Source organism: Methylobacterium nigriterrae (assembly GCF_037106235.1).
Classification (GTDB): domain Bacteria; phylum Pseudomonadota; class Alphaproteobacteria; order Rhizobiales; family Beijerinckiaceae; genus Methylobacterium; species Methylobacterium nigriterrae.
On the sequence record NZ_JBAWTG010000006.1, the window covers coordinates 1 to 17,350 of the forward strand.

General features: G+C 73.6%; 14 protein-coding genes. 11 read left to right on the forward strand and 3 right to left on the reverse strand.

Annotated features, from left to right (window positions below):
• From WDW90_RS05825 to tolB, 6 genes are all read left to right on the forward strand, one after another.
• A partial coding sequence (locus WDW90_RS05825) for a Holliday junction DNA helicase RuvB C-terminal domain-containing protein (protein WP_336486495.1) occupies positions 1-152 on the forward strand: 152 nt, incomplete at its 5' end.
• Positions 145-621, forward strand: coding sequence for a tol-pal system-associated acyl-CoA thioesterase (ybgC, locus tag WDW90_RS05830; RefSeq protein ID WP_336486377.1), 477 nt, complete (start codon positions 145-147; stop codon positions 619-621). The genes WDW90_RS05825 and ybgC, both read left to right, overlap by 8 nt.
• Before the next feature lie 155 nt (positions 622-776).
• Positions 777-1,499: a protein TolQ gene (gene tolQ / locus WDW90_RS05835; RefSeq protein WP_336486378.1), complete on the forward strand. Its 723-nt coding sequence runs from the start codon at positions 777-779 to the stop codon at positions 1,497-1,499.
• Positions 1,500-1,527: 28 nt separating this feature from the next.
• Positions 1,528-1,974: an ExbD/TolR family protein gene (locus tag WDW90_RS05840; RefSeq protein WP_336486379.1), complete on the forward strand. Its 447-nt coding sequence runs from the start codon at positions 1,528-1,530 to the stop codon at positions 1,972-1,974.
• A gap of 13 nt (positions 1,975-1,987) precedes the next feature.
• On the forward strand, positions 1,988-3,301 hold the full coding sequence (gene tolA, locus WDW90_RS05845; protein WP_336486381.1) for a cell envelope integrity protein TolA: 1,314 nt from the start codon (positions 1,988-1,990) through the stop codon (positions 3,299-3,301).
• A gap of 53 nt (positions 3,302-3,354) precedes the next feature.
• Entirely contained in the window at positions 3,355-4,686 is a 1,332-nt protein-coding gene (gene tolB / locus WDW90_RS05850; protein WP_336486382.1) for a Tol-Pal system beta propeller repeat protein TolB, read from the forward strand.
• 58 nt (positions 4,687-4,744) lie between these two features.
• On the opposite strand, the gene WDW90_RS05855 is transcribed toward tolB, so the two are convergent.
• Both WDW90_RS05855 and WDW90_RS05860 read right to left on the reverse strand, forming a co-directional pair.
• Positions 4,745-5,977 (reverse strand): MFS transporter, encoded by a 1,233-nt coding sequence (locus WDW90_RS05855; protein WP_336486496.1) that lies wholly within the window; start codon positions 5,975-5,977, stop codon positions 4,745-4,747.
• 286 nt (positions 5,978-6,263) lie between these two features.
• Entirely contained in the window at positions 6,264-8,420 is a 2,157-nt protein-coding gene (locus WDW90_RS05860) for a protein-disulfide reductase DsbD family protein (protein ID WP_336486383.1), read from the reverse strand.
• Positions 8,421-8,566: 146 nt separating this feature from the next.
• On the opposite strand from WDW90_RS05860, the gene WDW90_RS05865 reads away from it, so the two are divergent.
• The 3 genes from WDW90_RS05865 to WDW90_RS05875 all read left to right on the forward strand — a co-directional run bounded on the left by WDW90_RS05865 (position 8,567) and on the right by WDW90_RS05875 (position 12,609).
• Positions 8,567-9,658 carry an ABC transporter ATP-binding protein gene (locus tag WDW90_RS05865; RefSeq protein ID WP_336486385.1) on the forward strand — a complete coding sequence of 364 codons (1,092 nt, stop codon included), beginning with the start codon at positions 8,567-8,569 and terminating at the stop codon, positions 9,656-9,658.
• A 146-nt stretch (positions 9,659-9,804) separates the two neighbouring features.
• Entirely contained in the window at positions 9,805-10,827 is a 1,023-nt protein-coding gene (locus WDW90_RS05870) for an extracellular solute-binding protein (protein ID WP_336486386.1), read from the forward strand.
• Positions 10,828-10,932: 105 nt separating this feature from the next.
• A complete protein-coding gene (locus WDW90_RS05875) occupies positions 10,933-12,609 on the forward strand; it encodes an ABC transporter permease (RefSeq protein ID WP_336486387.1) in 1,677 nt (558 codons plus the stop codon).
• Here the strand turns inward: WDW90_RS05875 and WDW90_RS05880 are convergent, their stop codons facing one another.
• Positions 12,610-13,593, reverse strand: a complete 984-nt coding sequence (locus WDW90_RS05880; RefSeq protein WP_336486388.1) for a LacI family DNA-binding transcriptional regulator — start codon at positions 13,591-13,593, stop codon at positions 12,610-12,612.
• 165 nt (positions 13,594-13,758) lie between these two features.
• Here WDW90_RS05880 and ptsP point away from each other — a divergent pair, with 165 nt between their 5' ends.
• Positions 13,759-16,311: a phosphoenolpyruvate--protein phosphotransferase gene (gene ptsP, locus WDW90_RS05885; protein ID WP_336486389.1), complete on the forward strand. Its 2,553-nt coding sequence runs from the start codon at positions 13,759-13,761 to the stop codon at positions 16,309-16,311.
• On the forward strand, positions 16,308-17,261 hold the full coding sequence (pfkB, locus tag WDW90_RS05890; protein ID WP_336486390.1) for a 1-phosphofructokinase: 954 nt from the start codon (positions 16,308-16,310) through the stop codon (positions 17,259-17,261). Before ptsP ends, pfkB begins: the two co-directional genes overlap by 4 nt.
• Positions 17,262-17,350 lie beyond the last annotated feature (89 nt).

Below are 17,350 nucleotides of genomic sequence, written 5' to 3' on the forward strand. Positions count from 1 at the left end.
AGCCCTACCTGATCCAGAAGGGCTTCGTGCAGCGCACCCCGCGCGGACGCATCCTCACGCCCCACGCCTTCCGACATCTCGGCCTCACAACGCCAAAACGCGAAGCCGGCAGCCAGGCCGGGCTGTTCGCGGGCGACGGGGACGATGCGTGAGCGCCGCGTGACGGAGTTCGACTGGACCGGATCCCACGCGCTGCCGGTGCGCGTCTACTACGAGGACACCGACTTCTCGGGCTTCGTCTACCACGCGAGCTACCTGCGCTTCATGGAGCGCGGACGCACGGAATTGCTGCGCGGGCTCGCGGGCGACCAGTCCGACCTGCACCGGGACGCGGACGGCCTCGTCTTCGTGGTGCGGCGCATGGAGATCGACTACCTCAAGCCCGCCCGGATGGACGACGCGCTGACCGTGCTGACGGGCACGCGCGAATTGCGCGGGGCCTCCATGCACCTGACGCAGGCGGTGCGGCGCGGGGACGAGACGCTGGTGCGCGCCGAGGTGGTGGTGGCCTGCGTGCGCGACGGCCGGGCGATCCGGCTGCCCGAATCCCTGCGCCGGGCCCTGTCGCGGCCGGCCCGTGGCGCGGACCGCAACCAATCCTTAACCCTGCCGCCCCCTTAACTCATCCGGTCAAGACGTCGGCCGGGAGGGTTAAGCTCGGCCCATACTTTCGACAGATTCGACGGCGATCTCCGCTGATATCGCTCGACGATCGGACTGGAGCGCGAGGGCAGGCCCGCCGCGGCGCGGTCCGCCCGGGACTTGAGGACCTAGCCATGAACCCAGCCGATGCCATGCAGGCGGCGCAGGCGCCCGTCGCCGACATGACGCTGCTCGGCCTGTTCCTGCAGGCCCATTTCGTGGTCAAGATCGTGATGCTGGGGCTGCTCGGCGCCTCGATCTGGTGCTGGTCGATCATCGTCGACAAGACGCTGCTGTTCCGCCGCACCAAGGCCGAGATGGACGCGTTCGAGGACGCGTTCTGGTCCGGCCGCTCGCTGGAGGAGCTCTACCGCTCCTTCAACGACCGCCCGGCCACGGGCCTCGCCGCGCTCTTCGTCGCCGCCATGCGCGAGTGGAAGCGCTCCTTCGAGGGCTCGGGCCGTCAGATCCAGTCGCTCAGCCAGCGCATCGACAAGGTGCTCGACGTCACCATCCAGCGCGAGGTCGAGCGCCTCGATTCGCGCCTCCTGTTCCTCGCCTCGATCGGCTCGGCCGGCCCCTATATCGGCCTGTTCGGCACGGTCTGGGGCATCATGACCGCCTTCACGTCGATCGCCGCCTCGAAGAACACCTCGCTCGCGGTGGTGGCGCCGGGCATCGCCGAGGCCCTGTTCGCCACCGCCATCGGCCTGTTCGCGGCGATCCCCGCCGTGCTCGCCTACAACAAGCTGCAGGCGAGCGTCGCGAAGTCGCAGTCGCGCCTCGAGGGCTTCGCCGACGAGTTCTCGGCGATCCTCTCCCGCCAGATCGACGAGCGGCTCTCGCTCGCCGCCTGACCCCCAACCGGACGCGAGGACCAGCATCATGGGCATGGCCCACGCAGCGGCGCAGGGCGGCACCAAGCGGCGGCGGCGCGGCCGGCGCAGCGCCGCCATCAACGAGATCAACATGACGCCGTTCATCGACGTCGTGCTCGTGCTGCTCATCGTCTTCATGGTGGCGGCTCCCATGATGACGGTCGGCGTTCCCCTCGACCTGCCGCAATCGAAGGCGAGCCCGCTCAACTCCGACGTGAAGCCGGTGACGCTCTCGATCCGCCAGAGCGGCCAGATCTTCCTCGGCGAGGACGAGCTCAGCGACGACGCCATCGTGCCGAGGCTCACGGAGGTCTCGAAGTCGGGCTTCGACGAGCGCGTCTTCGTGCGCGGCGACAAGCGGGTCGATTACGGGCGCGTGGCGCAGGTGATGGCGATCGTGACGGGCGGGGGCTTCAAGAAGGTGGCCCTCGTCACCGAGCCCGAGCAGAGATAGCGGACGCTTCGCCGTGGCGCTCTCCTTCGACCGCAGGGAACCGGGGGTCTGGATCTCGGCCGGCGTGCACGCCGCGCTGCTGATCGTGGCGCTCGTAGGCATCTCGGCCGAGGCCCTGCCGGAGGCGCAGGAGGGCGTGCCCGTCGAGGTGATCACCGAGAACCAGTTCTCGGAGATCACCCGCGGCGAGCGCAACGCCGACAAGCCGATGCCGAACGCCGCCACGCGCGCCGACCGCAAGGCCGAGAAGGTCGAGGAGCGCGAGCCGGAGAACGCCAAGGTCGACGCGCCGGCCGCGCCCACCCGCACCGCCGACATGAAGCTCGCCAACGCCGACGAGATGCCGCTCAGGGCGAACGAGCCCGATCCGGCCGAGGAGGCGAAGGCTGCCAAGGCCGCCGAGAAGGCGGCCGAGAAGGCGGCGCAGGAGAAGGCCGAGAAGGCGGCCGCCAAGGCCGAGGCCAAGAAGGCCGAAGAGTCCAAGAAAGCCGAAGAGAAGAAAGCCGAGGCGGCCAAGGCCGCTGCCGAGAAGGCCGCCGCCGAGAAGGCCGAGGCCGCCAAGCGCGAGCAGCTCGACAAGCTGATCGAGCGCCAGGAGGCCGAGGCCGAGGCTGCCGAGGCGAAGGCCAAGGCGGAGGCGGCCGCCAAGGCCAAGGCGGAGGCGAAGGCCAGAGCGGAGGCAAAAGCCAAGGCTGAGGCCGAGGCGAAGGCCAAGGCCGCCGAGGCCGAGCGCCAGAAGGAGATCGCGGAGGCGAAGGCCGAGCGCGAGAAGGCGGAAGCCGCCGCCAAGGCGGAGGCGGCCGCCAAGGCCAAGGCCAAGGCGCTCGCCGACGCCAAGGCCAAGGCCGATGCCGAGGCCAAGGCCAAGCGCCAGGCCGAGCTCGCCGAGAAGTTCAGCGCGGGCGACATCCGCCAGATGCTCGCCTCGAAGGCGCCCTCGCAATCGACGGGCGCCACCGGCCACGACGTCCAGCGCACGGCGGCGCTCGGGGCCGCCACCGGCACGGCCCAGCGCCTGTCGCCGTCGCTGCGCGACGCCCTCGTCGGCATGCTGCAGCAGCAGATCGAGCGCTGCTACTCGGCCCCGCCCGGCGCGGCCCAGGGCGTCGTCCTGCCGATGCTCGACATCCGCCTGAACCCGAACGGCTCGCTCGCCGCCGAGCCCCGGATCATGCGCGGCGGCGCCAGCGCGGTCGACCAGTCGATCGCGCAGGCGGCGCTGCGCGCCGTGCGGCGCTGCGCGCCCTACAAGATCCCGGCCCAGTACGCGCCGTTCTACAACGACTGGAAAGCCATCAACGCGGAGTTCGAGTTCTCGGCGGCCTGACCCGCCGGGCGATCCCTCCCTGCCAGCGCAGACGTTCCCGGAACATCAGAATCATGCCCCATCGCCCGTCCCCGCGGCGCCGCACCGTCGCCACGCTGCTCGCCGCCCTCGCGCTCGCCCTGTTCGGCGGCCTGACGCCGGCCTTCGCGCAGCTGCAGCTGCGCATCGGCGGCGGCGCCTTCCAGCCGATGCCGATCGCCGTGACGGACTTCTCCGGCGACCCGAGCCTCGGCAGCCTCGTCTCGAGCGTGGTGACGAACAACCTGCGCCGCTCGGGCTACTTCGCGCCGCTGGAGAAGGGGCGCTTCCCCGAAGCGCCGCAATTCGATGCGGCCCCGAACTTCGAGAAGTGGCGCACCACCGGCGTGCAGGGCCTCGTCACCGGCCGCGTCTCGCGCGACGGCTCCGGGCGCCTCAAGGTCGAGTTCCGGCTCTGGGACGTGACCTCGGGCCAGCAGATGACCGGCCAGCAATACGCCACCGATCCGGCCAATGCCCGCCGCACCGGCCATCTCGTCTCGGACGCGGTCTACACCAAGATCACGGGGATCGGCCCCTTCTTCGACAGCCGCATCGCCTTCGTGGACGAGTCCGGCCCGAAGGAGAACCGCCGCAAGCGCCTGATGGTGATGGATCAGGACGGCGCCAACGTGCGGGCCCTGACCACGGGCGAGAACGCGATCGTGGCGCCGCGCTACTCGCCCGCCACCCAGGACATCGCCTTCATGGCGCAGCAGACGGGCCACCAGCCGCGCATCCAGGTGATCAACCTCGAGACGGGCGCGCGCCAGGCGGTCGGCAATTTCGACTCGATGAGCGCGAGCCCGCGCTTCTCGCCGGACGGGCGCCGCCTCGTGCTCAGCGTGCAGCAGGGCGGCAACGCCGACATCGTGACGATGGACCTCGCCTCGAAGGCGCAGCGCCCGATCACCCAGGGCATGGCCATCGACACCTCGCCGACCTACGCGCCGGACGGCAGTCAGATCGTGTTCGAATCCGACCGCGGCGGCTCGCAGCAGATCTACGTGATGGGCGCGGACGGCTCGAACCCGCACCGGATCTCCTTCGGCGAGGGCTCGGCCTCGCAGCCGGCCTGGTCGCCGCGGGGCGACCTCATCGCCTTCACGCGCCAGCGGAAAGGCGGTTTCGCCATCTGCGTGATGAAGCCGGACGGCTCGGGCGAGCGCGTGCTCACCGAGGGCTTCCACAACGAGGGCCCGACCTTCGCGCCGAACGGCCAGTACGTGCTGTTCTTCCGCGATCCCGGCGGGCAGGGCGGCGGCAAGCTCTACATGGTCGACATCACCGGCCGCGTGGAGCAGCCGGTGCCGACGCCGAGCTACGCCTCCGACCCGACCTGGTCGCCGCTGCTCGCGGGGAAATGAGCAGGCCTCCCCGCTCCCTGGCGGGGCGCGGGGAGAACCCCGGACGGCCCCGCGCTGGTCAGCGCTCCGTCAGCAGCCGGTCGCGCGCCCTGAGCGCAGGGAACAGGCGCCCCCACAGGAGAGCCACCAGCATCGTGGCGAGGCCCCCCGCCACCACGGCCGGCACCGCCCCGATCAGCGCCGCGAGCGTGCCCGACTCGAACTCGCCGAGCTCGTTCGAGGCACCGATGAAGACGGTGTTCACGGCCGAGACGCGGCCCCGCATGGCGTCCGGGGTCTCGCCCTGGACGAAGCTCTGGCGCACGTAGACGCTGATCATGTCGGCCGCGCCCGTGACGAACAGGCAGGCCATCGAGAGCGGCAGCGAGCGCGACAGGCCGAACACCGTGATCGCCAGGCCGAACACCGCCACCGCCTGCAGCATGCGCGCGCCGGCCTTGCGCTGGAGCGGCCAGGTGGCGAGCAGGATCGCCATCACGACGGCGCCCGCCGCCGGCATGCTGCGCAGCGCCCCGAGGCCGAGCGGGCCGACATGCAGCACCTCGGCCGCGAAGATCGGCAGGAGGGCGGTGGCGCCGCCGAGCAGCACCGCCACGAGATCGAGGCTGATCGCGCCGAGAACCACGGGCTGCGCCCAGATGTAGGACAGACCCGCCGACAGGGTCGCCCAGGTGACGGGCGGCCGCTCGGGGAGGCGCGCCGGCCGGAAGCGCACGGCCGCGATGAGCCCGCCCGCGAGCGCGAAGCTCACGGCCGCGCCCCCGAACACCACGGCCGGACCCAGCGCGTAGAGGAAGCCGCCGAGCGCCGGCCCCAGCACCGAGGCGCTCTGCCAGAGCGACGAGTTCCAGGCGATGGCCGGGCCGAACAGGTCGCGGGGCACCAGCGTCGGCAGGAGGGCCTGGAGCGCCGGGTTGGCGAAGGCCCGGGCCGTGCCGACGAGGATCACGAGGGCGTAGACGGGCCAGACCGCGCCGGTGCCGAATTCCGCGACCCCGAGCAGCGCGAGGCTCGCGGCGGCCTGCACCCCGAAGGCCGCGGCCGCCACGAGGCGGCGGTCGTAGGTGTCGGCGACGTGGCCGGTGACGAGGGCGCTCAGCATCGCGGGCAGGAAGCTCGCGAGGCCGACGAGGCCGAGCGCCAGGGCCGAGCGCGTCAGGTCGTACACGAACCAGCCGAGGGCCACCGCCTGCATCTGGTAGGCGAGGCCGGTGAGGAAGCGGGCCGCCCCGAACAGGCGGAAATCTCCGTTGCGGAAGACGATCCAGCCGGAGGTGGCGCGCGCGAGCATGGCCGCGGTGCTGGACGGGCGGCTCGGGATCGTCAAGCCACGATCGGGCGAGGACGCTCCTGCCCGCGAGCGGGCTTGGCGGTGCACGCCTCTCACCTCTCCCGTGCGGGAGAGGTCGAGTCCGCGGCACGCGGACCGGGTGAGGGATCAGGTTTGTCCGGACAAGTCGCACCCCTCACCCCGACCCTCTCCCGAACGGGAGAGGGGGGCGCGTCGCGTCCTCCGGGCCGTCGCCCGTTACGATGTCAAATGTGTCAGCCCAGAAGGGAGAGGGGGAATCCCGCGCCTATCTCAGCGCGGCGCTGCGCGGTTCCGTGACCGGCGGGATCGGCTCCAGGGCGGCGAGCACCGTCCCCTGTGTCAGGATCTGCGGCAGGATCGCGGGCTCGGCGGCGCCCGCGTAGAGGAGGTAGAGCGGCACGCCGCTGCGGCCGTGGCGCTCGAGGATCCGCGTGATCTCGGGGTTCTGGTTCGTCCAGTCGCCCTTGAGATAGGTGACGCCGCGCAGCTTGAGCGCGGCGCGCACGGCCTCCGTCGACAGGGCCGTGCGCTCGTTGACCTGGCAGGTGATGCACCACGCCGCCGTCAGGTTGACGAGGACCGGGCGGCCCTCGGCCCGGAGCGCGTCGAGGCGCGCCTGCGTGAAGGCCTCCGTGCCCTCCGCCCGCGCGGCGGCGGTCCCGGCGCGATCCGCGTCGAGGGTAACGGTGAGGCCGCCGACCGCGACGAGGGCGGCACCCGCGAGGCCCCGTGCGAGGCGGCCGGCCAGCGGCGGGGCGAGCCGGCCGCGCTCCCAGGCCCAGGCCGCGAAGCCGACGAGGACTAGGCCGATCAGCCCGGAGAACAGGCCGGCCGGGCCGACCTGCTGCGACAGGACCCAGACGAGCCACGCCACGGTGGCGTAGACCGGGAAGGCGAGGAGGCCCTTGAGCGTCTCCATCCAGGCGCCCGGCCGCGGCAGGCGCCGCAGGGCGCCCGGGAATGCCGTCAGCAGCAGGAAGGGCAGGGCGAGCCCGAGGCCGAGGCTGGCGAAGACGAGGAGGCTCACGGCCGCCGGCTGCGTCAGCGCGAAGCCCACCGCCGCGCCCATGAAGGGGGCCGTGCAGGGCGTGGCGACGATCGTCGCGAGCACGCCCGTGAAGAACGAGCCCTCGAGCCCCGCCCGCCGGGTCAGGCCGTCGCCGATCCCGGCGAGGTTGGAGCCCAGATGCACGACGCCCGACAGGCTGAGGCCCATCGCGAGGAGCAGGTAGGCGAGGCTTGCCACCACGATCGGCGATTGCAGCTGGAAGCCCCAGCCGATCCCGGCGCCCCCGCTCTTCAGCGCGACGAGGAGCCCGGCGAGCCCGACGAAGCTCGCCAGCACGCCGCCCGTGTAGGCGAGCCCGTGCAGCCGCACCCGGGCGGCCGACTCGCCCGAGTGCCGCACGAGGCTCATGACCTTGATCGACAGGACCGGGAAGACGCAGGGCATCAGGTTGAGGAGGAGCCCGCCGAGGAACGCGAGGCCGGCCGCGCTCCACAGGGTCAGCGTCTCGTCCGGTGCCGCGACGGGCGCTGGGGCCGCCTCGTCGGAAACTTGCGCGGCCGCGGCCGGCGGGGGCGGCGCCGCGCCGAGGCCGAAGGCCTGCCGCGCGGGGCCGTCGGGGGAATCGGTCTCGACCGTGAGCACGCCCGGCAGGTCGCTCGGCGCCGGCTCGCCCGGGTTTGCGCGGGTGAGCGTCAGCCGCACGGTGCCCCCGCCGATCGCCAGATCCTGCGGGGCGGCGTTGTCGATCGCCGTCTCGGAATAGGGGAAGAAGGCGGCCGAGCGGACGCCCCGGCGGGCGAGGTCCGGCGCGTCGAGGCTGAGGACGAGGCGCTCGCCCTCCCGGGACAGGCGTGCCGGGCCCGGCGCCGGCTTCGGCAGCGCCTCGCGGGCGCGGGCGAACAGGGCGGCGTTGGCGGGGTCGGGGGCGGCCGGCCCGCTCCCCGCCGGCAGCGTCAGGGCGAGCTCGGCCGAGCCCGGCACGCAGATCTCCTCGCAGACGAGGTAGCCGAGCCGGGCCTTGAGATGCAGCGGCTCGGCCGGGTCGAGGCTCGGCGGCGGCGTCAGCGTGACGAGCAGCGTCGTCTCGCCCGCATAGCCGTAGTTCATCAGGGTCGCGACGGGGATGCGCTCGGGTGCCGGCCACTGGATCGGCCCGGCCGAGAAGCCGGCCGGCAGCGTCCAGACCACCTCCGGCGGCAGCCCGGAATCGCCGGGATTACGCCAGTAGACATGCCAGTTCGGCTTCATCGCCATCCGGATGCCGACCGTGAAGGGCTCGCCCGCGCGGATCGCCGCGGGCTCGGCCACGAGGCTCGCGCGCACGAGGTCGGCGGGCGTCTTCGGTCCCTGCGCCGCGGCGGGAGCGGCGAGGCTGGCGGCGAGGAGGGAGAGAAGGAAGAGGAGGCGGGTCATCGTAATCTTACGCGTGCCGGGGCAGCACGGTTACGCTGGGACGCGAGCTTAGGGCGTTTCTCGGTCGGCGCAATCGAGGCGGGGCGCGCGACGCGGTCGCGGCGCGCGTTGCCTCGGGCCGCCCATGCGCTATGGAGCGGCCACCCATGCCCGCGCCCCTCGCACCCATCCCCGCCGATCCGGCGATCCCGCCCGCCGAGGCGCCCGCCCGCCTCGAACTCGCCGGGATCGGCTGCCGGTTCGGATCGGTGCGCGCCCTCGACGGAGTCTCGCTCAAGGCCGGCCCCGGCGAGATCCTGGGGCTGCTCGGCGATTCCGGCTGCGGCAAGAGCACGCTCCTGCGGATCGTCGCCGGGCTGGAGCGGGCGCAGGACGGCGAGATCCGATTCGACGGGCGCGCGGTCGATCCGGGCCTGCCCCCGGAGGCCCGCGGCGTCGGGCTGATGTTCCAGGACTACGCGCTGTTCCCGCACCTGACGGTGGCCGAGAACGTGCGCTTCGGCCTCAACCGCCTGCCTCGGCACGAGGCCGCGGCGGTCGCGGCGGCGCGGCTCGGGCAGGTCGGGCTCGCGAACCGGGCCGCGAGCTACCCCGCGACGCTCTCGGGGGGCGAGGGCCAGCGCGTGGCGCTCGCGCGCGCCCTGGCGCCGGGCCCCCGCATCCTCCTCCTCGACGAGCCCTTCTCGAACCTCGACCGGCGCACCCGCGACCGCGTGCGGGCCGATACGCTCGCCGTGGTGCGGGCGGCCGGCATCACCACGCTCCTCGTCACCCACGATCCCGAGGAGGCGCTCGCCTTCTGCGACCGCATCGCCCTGATGCGGGCGGGCCGCGTCGTCCAGGCGGGCAGCGGCGCCGACCTCTACCGGCGCCCGGCCACGCGCTTCGCCGCGCGCTTCTTCGGGGACCTCGTCGAGATCCCCGGCCGCTGCCGCGGCGGCGTCGTCGAGACGCCCTTCGGCCGCCTTCCCGCGCCGGGCTTCGCCGAGGGCGCGCCCGTGCTGGCCTGCCTGCGCCCGGAGGCGATCCGCCTCGTCGCGGCCGGGGACGGCCTGACCGGGCGCGTCGCCGGCCGGGCCTATCTCGGCAGCCACGCGCGGCTCGAGATCGCCGCCGAGGGCCTCGCGGAGCCCCTGAGCCTCGCGGTGTCGCCCGATGATTCGCTGCGCCCGGGCGATGCCGTCGGCCTCGTCCGCACGGTTCCGGACGCCTTTATTTTTTCGGCCGGCACGGATTAAATCCCGAGCCTGGTCCGATCCCGGCCATTTTCCCGGATTTCCGGCGGTTTAGTTTTTAACTGTTTTAAATCAAAGACTTCGCACTTGCTTTTCCGATGCTGATCCGCCTTGAACCTCGTCTTGTGATCAGAGCGGGGAGACGCCGGATGCGGGCAGGGATCGGGACTATCGGGATCATCGCCGGGCTGCTCGCCGGGGCTGCAGGCGCGCGGGCCGCGGAGGTCAACCTCTACACGACGCGCGAGCCCGGGCTGATCCGCCCGCTCCTCGACGCCTTCACGGCCAGGACCGGCACCACGGTCAACACGGTCTTCGTCGAGAAGGGGCTCGCCGAGCGCGTGGCCGCCGAGGGCGCCCGCGCCAGCGCCGACGTGCTGATGACCGTCGATATCGGCAACCTCATCGACATCGTCGACCGCGGGCTCGCCCAGCCGGTCCGGTCGGCCGCCCTCGAAGCCGCGGTTCCCGCCCAGCTGCGCGACACGGACGGCCGCTGGTTCGCGCTCTCGACCCGCGCCCGCGTCGCCTACGCGGATGCCAAGGACTTCGCCGGCCTGAACGCCCTGACCTACGAGGACCTCGCCGACCCGAAATGGAAGGGCAAGCTCTGCCTGCGCTCGGGCCAGCACCCCTACAACACGGCGCTCATCGCCCATTACCTCGTCAAGCACGGCCCCGAGAAGACGGAAGGCTGGCTGCGCGGGCTCAAGGCGAACCTCGCCAAGAAGCCCGCCGGCGGCGACCGCGACGTGGCGCGCGACATCCTGGCCGAGACCTGCGAGCTCGGGCTCGGCAATTCCTACTATGTCGGCCTGATGCGCTCCGGCCGCGGCGGCCCCGAGCAGCAGAAATGGGGCGAGGCCATCCAGGTGGTGCTGCCCACCTTCGCGGGCGGCGGCACCCACGTGAACGTCTCGGGCGCGGTCGTCGCCAGGAACGCACCGAACCGGGACGAGGCGGTCAAGCTCCTCGAATACCTCGTCTCGGACGAGGCGCAGGGGATCTACGCCCGGACGGATTACGAGTACCCCGTGAAGGCCGGCGCGCCCGTCGACCCGCTGCTGACGGCGCTCGGGCCGCTCACCATCGACGCCGTCCCGGTCGCCGAGATCGCCCGCAACCGCAAGGCCGCGAGCCTCCTCGTCGACAAGGTCGGCTTCGACAATTGAGGCCGTGATCGGCCGCCCGGCGCGGCGCGCCCGCTCCCCGCAAGGGGCGGGAGCGCCGCGTCGGGCGGCGAGGGTCGCGCAAGTTCGAGGAGGAACGGCCCGGCCATGAGCCTCCCGCTGGCACGCAGCCTGCGCGCGCCGCCCGTGCCGGGGACGCCCATCTGGGCGATCGCCGCCCTGGCGCTGATCGGCCTCGTCCTCAGCCCGCTCGTGTCGCTGGCGCTCGCGGCGCTGCAGGGCTCGGGCGAGCTCTGGCCGCACCTCCTCGCCTACGTGCTGCCGCAGGCCGTGGCGCAGACGGCGGGGCTGCTCGCGGGGGTCGGGCTCGTCGTGGTCCTCGTCGGCACCGGCACGGCCTGGCTCGTGGCGGCCTTCGACTTTCCGGGCCGGCGCCTCCTCGAGATCGGGCTGCTGCTGCCGCTCGCGGTGCCGACCTACATCGTGGCCTTCGCCTATCTCGACCTGCTGCACCCGCTCGGGCCCGTGCAGTCGCTCCTGCGCGCCGGCCTCGGGCTGACGAACCCGCGGGAACTCTCCCTGCCGGACCTGCGCTCGCTGCCGGGCTGCATCCTGCTGCTCGGCTTCGTGCTCTACCCCTACGTCTACCTGCCGACGCGGGCGCTCTTCCTCATGCAGGCCGGCAACCTCCTCGAGGCCGCCCGCACCCTGGGGCGGGGGCCCGCCGCGACCTTCCTGCGGGTCGCCCTGCCGCTCGCCCGGCCGGCGGTGGCGCTCGGGGCGAGCCTCGCCCTGATGGAGGCGCTCAACGACATCGGGGCGGCGGAATTCCTCGGGGTGCGGACCCTGACGGTCCAGGTCTACGCCACCTGGGTCAACCGCTCGGACCTCGCGGGCGCGGCGCAGATCGCCCTCGTCATGCTCGTCGTGGTGATCGGCCTCGTGGCGGCGGAGCGCTGGGCCCGGCGCGGGCGCGGCTTCGCGGGCTCGGCGCAGCGCCCGCGCGGCCTCGCGCGCATGCCTCTGACGGGAATGCGGGGGCTGGCGGCGCTCGCCCTCGGCCTCGCACCGATCGCGCTCGGATTCCTGATCCCGGCCGCCTATCTCGCCCACTCGGCCGCGGGCCGGATCGCCCGGGCCGGGCTGCCGGAGCGGCTGCCGGCCGAGATCCTCAGCACGGTCCTGTACGCGGGCAGCGCGACGCTGATCGCGGGGGCGATCGGCTTCCTCGTGGCGGCGAGCCCCCGCCTTCTCTCGCGCCGGCTGGGGCCCGGCTTCATCCAGCTCGCGAGCCTCGGCTACGCGCTGCCGGGCACCATCCTGGCGATCGGGCTGCTCGGGCCGCTCGCGCTCGCCGATTCGGCGCTCGCCGCCGCCACGAGCGCGGTGTTCGGCGCGGCCCCGGCGCTGATCGGCCTCGGCACCGGCGGTGCCCTCGTCACCGCCTATCTCGTGCGCTTCCTCGCGGTGGCGGTCGGCACCTGCGAGGCGGGCCTCGCGCGGGTGCCCGGCACCCTGCCGGACGCGGCCCGGATGCTCGGGCGCGGCCCCGTCGCGACGCTCGCCCGCGTGCAGCTGCCCCTGACCTGGCCGGCGATCGTGAGCGGCGCGCTGCTCGTCTTCGTCGACTGCGTGAAGGAGCTGCCCGCCACCCTGCTGCTGCGCCCGCTCAACGTCGAGACGCTGGCGACCCACCTCTACGGCGAGGCGGTGCGCGGCACCTACGAGGACGGCGCGGTGGCGGCCCTCCTCATCGTGCTGGTGGGGCTGATCCCCGTGGCGGTGCTGCTGCGGCTCGGCAGGCGCGGGCCGCGGGTTCCGTGATCACCCCCGCCGGCTCGAGCTCCGCAGCACCGGGCGTCCGCTCAGCACCACCTTGCGCACGGGCTGGTCCGGCGTCCGGATCCGCTCGAACAGCAGGCTCATCGCCTCGGCGCCGATCTCCGCCACGGGCTGCTCGATCACGGTGAGCCCCGGCTCGACGAGCTCGGTCCAGGGCTCGTTGTCGAAGCCCGCCAGCGCCAGCCCGCCGGGCACCGGCAGGGACAGCCCGCGGGCCGCCCGCACCGCGCCCATCAGCATGAGGCCGTTCGACAGGATCAGCGCCTCGGGCCGCGCCTCGCCAGAGAGCCAGCGCGCCGCCTCGGCCTCGGCGGCCGCCGCGTTCGGCAGGCAGGCGCGGGCGGCCGGCGCCAGCCCGTGGCGGGCCATCGCCGCCTCGTAGCCGGCGCGGCGCTCCTGCGCGGTGGAACTCGTCGAGCCGAACAGTCCCCCGATCCGCCGGAAGCCCTGCTCGGCCAGATGGTCGACGAGGGCGGCGGCCGCCGCCGCGTTGTCGAGCACGACGGCATCGTAGCTGCCCGGCGGGCCGGCCCGGTCGATGAAGACCGCCGGAAAGTCGAGGTCGCCGGCCTTCAGCCCCTGCGCCGTGGCCCGGGTCGGCGCGAAGATCACGCCGGTGACGCGCTCCTCCTGCATCAGGCGCAGGTACATCGCCTCCCGTTCGGGATCCTCGTCGGTGTTGCACAGGATGACCCGCATCCCGGCCTGAAAGGCGGCGTCCTCGACGGACCGGCTCACCGCCGTGAAGAACGGGTTGCGGATATCGGCCACGATCAGGCCGATCGTCTGGGTCGCCTGCGAGCGCAGGCGGCGCGCCGAGAGGTTCGGCCGGTAACCGGTGGCGCGCACCGCCGCCTGCACCTGCTCGCGCAGCGCCTCGCTCACCGGGCCCTTGCCGAGCGCGCGCGACACCGTCGCGGTCGAGACGCCCGCCGCGCGGGCCACGTCGCGGATACCGACACTCATGGTACGGGAAACGTTTGCAGCCACATACGACCGGTTGTGCCACGGCGCCTCCTCCGCGGCAAGCCTTCACGGATGCGTGAAGCAGTCGAGTGATTGACAGTGATACTGAAAACGTTTTCAGTAGCCGCAACAACGAATACACGAATCATGCGGGAGGAGCACGCCATGCTCGCGCCGACGCCGAACCTGACGCCCCGTCTTCTCGTCCGCACGGCGGTGGCGCCGCGCGACAAGGAGGACGCCATCGCGCAGGCGGCCCAGCTCCTGATCGCGGCCGGCTGCATCGATCCGGCCTACGCGGACAGCATGAGGCGGCGGGAGGAGGTGGCCAACACCTACCTCGGTCACGGTGTCGTCATCCCGCACGGCATGGTCGACGATCGCCACCTCGTGCGCGAGAGCGGCCTGGCGGTGCTGCAGGTGCCGGACGGCATCGCGTGGCACGACGGCCAGACCGCCCATTTCGTGGTCGCGATCGCGGCCCAGTCCGACACCCACATCACGGTGCTGCGCCGGCTCACCCGCCTGATCCAGGACGAGGCGCGCCTCGAGCGCCTGCGCACCACGACGCGCCAGGCGGATATCGCCGAGGCGTTCACCGAGGATCCGGCGGCGCCGGGCTCCGCCGGCCCCGCGACGGACCTGCGCCAGCGCTTCGACTGGACGGTGGATTATCCGACCGGCCTGCACGCCCGCCCGGCCTCGCACTGGGTCGAGACCGCCCGCGCCTGCCCGGCCCGCATCCAGGTGCGGCACGGATCCCGGGTGGCGGATGCCAAGAACCTGATCGCGCTGCTGCAGCTCGGACTGCGCTGCGGCGACGCCGTGGTGATCTCGACGGAGGGCGACGACGAGGCCGGCGCGCTCGCCAGGATCTGCGCCGCCGTCACCGGCCTCAGCGCCGGCGAGAAGGCCGCCGCCCAGCGCGCGGCCGAGGCCGCCGCCAGGGAAGCGAGCCCGGTCGCGGGCTGGAACCCGGCGGACGGCCCCCGGATCCTGCCCGGCATCGGCGCGAGCCCCGGCATCGCCATCGGGCCGGTCCACGTGCTCGCCTCCGCCGAGATCACGGTGCCGGACGAGCCGGAGCCGCTGACGAGCGGCGGCGACCGCCTGCACGCGGCGCTCGCGGCGACGGGCGACCAGCTCAGGGCGCTCGCCGACGACACCGAGCGCCGGCTCGGCAAGGCGGATGCCGGGATCTTCAGGGCGCAAGGCGAGCTCATCGCCGATACCGATCTCATCACGCTGGCCTGCCAGCTCATGGTCGAGGGCCACGGCGTCGCCTTCGCGTGGAGCCGGGCCGTGGACCGGCTCGCCGGCCAGCTCGCCGCGCTCGGCAACCCGGTCCTCGCGGGCCGCGCCGCGGACCTGCGCGACGTCGGGCGGCGGGTGCTGGCGCAGATCGACCCCGCGCTGACGAGCGGGCACGACCTGCCGGACGAGCCCTGCATCCTGATCGCGCCCGACCTCGCGCCCTCCGACACGGCCGGCCTCGACCCGGCCCGCGTGATCGGGCTCGCCACCGCCCAGGGCGGGCCGACCTCCCACACGGCGATCCTGGCGCGCACGCTCGGCATCCCGGCCGTGGTGGCGGGCGGGGCCGGGCTCCTGGCACTGCGGAACGGCACCCGCGCGATCCTCGACGGCAGCGCGGGCCGCCTCTACCTCGACCCGAGCGAGGCCGACATCGCCTCGGCCGCCGCCTGGCGCGAGCGCCAGCGCGAGACGGCCGCGGAGGAGGCCCGCGAGCGGGCGCGGCCAGCCCGCACCCGCGACGGCCACGCCATCGCCATCGGGGCGAACGTCAACAATCCCGAGCAGGTCCCGTTCGCGCTGGACCAGGGCGCCGAGGGCGTCGGCCTGATGCGCACCGAGTTCCTGTTCCTCGAGCGCGGCGAGAGCCCGAGCGAGGACGAGCAGTTCGAGACCTACCGCGACATGCTGAAGGCTCTCGACGGGCGCCCGCTGATCGTGCGCACGCTCGATATCGGCGGCGACAAACAGGTGGCCCACTTGCAGCTGCCCCGGGAGGAGAACCCGTTCCTCGGCGTGCGCGGCGCCCGCCTGCTGCTGCGCCGGCCCGACCTGATGGAGCCGCAGCTGCGGGCCCTCTACCGGGCGGCCCGGGAATGCGTGGCGCCGGGCGCCCCCGGCGGAAAGGACGCGCCGCTCTCCATCATGATGCCGATGATCACCTCGGTGCCGGAGGTGCTGCGCCTGCGCGAGACCTGCGAGCGCATCCGCGCCGAGGCCGGCGCGCCGGAGGTGCCGCTCGGCATCATGATCGAGGTGCCGGCCGCCGCGATCCAGTCCGACGCTCTGGCCCAGTACTGCGACTTCTTCTCGATCGGCACCAACGACCTGACGCAGTACGCGCTGGCGATCGACCGCCAGAACACCGAGCTCGCCCCCGAGGCCGATTCCCTGCACCCCGCCGTGCTGCGGCTCATCCACATGACCTGCGAGGGCGCGGCCCGGCACCGACGCTTCGTCGGGGTCTGCGGCGGCATCGCGGGCGATCCCTTCGGCGCCTGCCTGCTGGCGGGCCTCGGCGTGCACGAGCTCTCGATGACGCCGCGCGACCTGCCCGGCGTGAAGGCGCGGCTGCGCGCCGCCGAGATGGGCGAGCTCCGGGCGCTCGCCGCCCGCGCCTGCGCGCAGGAGGACGCGGCCGCGGTCCGCGCCCTCGACACGGCCGGGATCGGGGATGCCGCGTGAGCGCCGTCGTCACCCTCACGCTCAACCCGGCGATCGACCGGACCGTCACCCTCGACCGGCTGATCCCCGGCGCCGTGCACCGCGCCCGGAGCGTGCGCTCGGACGCGGGCGGCAAGGGCGTCAACGTCGCCCGCTGCCTCGCCGACTGGGGCATCCCGGTGGCCGCCACCGGCATCCTGGGCCAAGACAACGCCGCGCCATTCGAGCAATGCCTGGCCGCCAAGGGCATCGACGACCGCTTCGTCTGGATCCCGGGCGAGACCCGCACCAACCTGAAGCTCCTCGACCTCGGCGCCTCCGACACCACGGACATCAACCTGCCGGGCCTCGACGTGACGCCCGGCATCCTCGAGACGGTGCGGGCCGTGCTCGTCGACATGACGGCGCCGGACGGGATCGCGGTGCTGGCCGGCAGCCTGCCCGGCAGCCTGCCGGCTGACACCTACGCGCGCCTGACGCGGGAGCTGAAGGCGCGCGGCGCCCGCGTGATTCTCGACGCCTCCGGCCCGGCGCTCGCCGCCTCGCTCGCCGCCGGGCGCGAGGCGCTGCCCTACGCGATCAAGCCGAACCGGCACGAGCTGGAGGAATGGGCGGACCGCCCGCTGAGCGGCCTCGCCGACGTGATCGCGGCGGCGCGCGCGCTCCGGGCGAGCGGCATCCCCCTCGTGGCGGTCTCGCTCGGGCCCGAGGGCGCGCTGTTCGCGACGGAGGCGGAGGTACTGCACGCCCATCCGCCCGCCACGCAGGTGGCGAGCACCGTGGGGGCGGGCGACGCGCTGGTGGCCGGCCTCGTCGCCGGCCTTCACGAGGGCCGCCCGCTCGCCGACACCGCCCGCCTGGCGCTCGCCTTCGCGGCCGGCAAGCTGACGGGGCCCGGTGCCAACCTGCCCGGGCGCGACGCGGTCGAGGCGATCGCCCGCACGATCCGGGTCGAGGAGGCCGGGCCGTGACGAGGGCCGCGGCGCGCCTGCGCCGCCGCCGGGAGCAGTGACCCGCCGCCCGGCGCATCGTGGCGCCTGAACGAGAATCCGAGAGATCC

What these genes read in the sequence shown, in the direction of transcription:
- ybgC (WP_336486377.1), top strand. Translation starts at nt 145, where the DNA reads ATGCGTGAGCGCCGCGTGACGGAGTTCGACTGGACCGGATCCCACGCG.
- tolQ (WP_336486378.1), top strand. Translation starts at nt 777, where the DNA reads ATGAACCCAGCCGATGCCATGCAGGCGGCGCAGGCGCCCGTCGCCGAC.
- WDW90_RS05840 (WP_336486379.1), top strand. Translation starts at nt 1,528, where the DNA reads ATGGGCATGGCCCACGCAGCGGCGCAGGGCGGCACCAAGCGGCGGCGG.
- tolB (WP_336486382.1), top strand. Translation starts at nt 3,355, where the DNA reads ATGCCCCATCGCCCGTCCCCGCGGCGCCGCACCGTCGCCACGCTGCTC.
- WDW90_RS05855 (WP_336486496.1), bottom strand. Translation starts at nt 5,977, where the DNA reads ATGCTCGCGCGCGCCACCTCCGGCTGGATCGTCTTCCGCAACGGAGAT.
- WDW90_RS05860 (WP_336486383.1), bottom strand. Translation starts at nt 8,420, where the DNA reads ATGACCCGCCTCCTCTTCCTTCTCTCCCTCCTCGCCGCCAGCCTCGCC.
- WDW90_RS05865 (WP_336486385.1), top strand. Translation starts at nt 8,567, where the DNA reads ATGCCCGCGCCCCTCGCACCCATCCCCGCCGATCCGGCGATCCCGCCC.
- WDW90_RS05870 (WP_336486386.1), top strand. Translation starts at nt 9,805, where the DNA reads ATGCGGGCAGGGATCGGGACTATCGGGATCATCGCCGGGCTGCTCGCC.
- WDW90_RS05875 (WP_336486387.1), top strand. Translation starts at nt 10,933, where the DNA reads ATGAGCCTCCCGCTGGCACGCAGCCTGCGCGCGCCGCCCGTGCCGGGG.
- WDW90_RS05880 (WP_336486388.1), bottom strand. Translation starts at nt 13,593, where the DNA reads ATGAGTGTCGGTATCCGCGACGTGGCCCGCGCGGCGGGCGTCTCGACC.
- ptsP (WP_336486389.1), top strand. Translation starts at nt 13,759, where the DNA reads ATGCTCGCGCCGACGCCGAACCTGACGCCCCGTCTTCTCGTCCGCACG.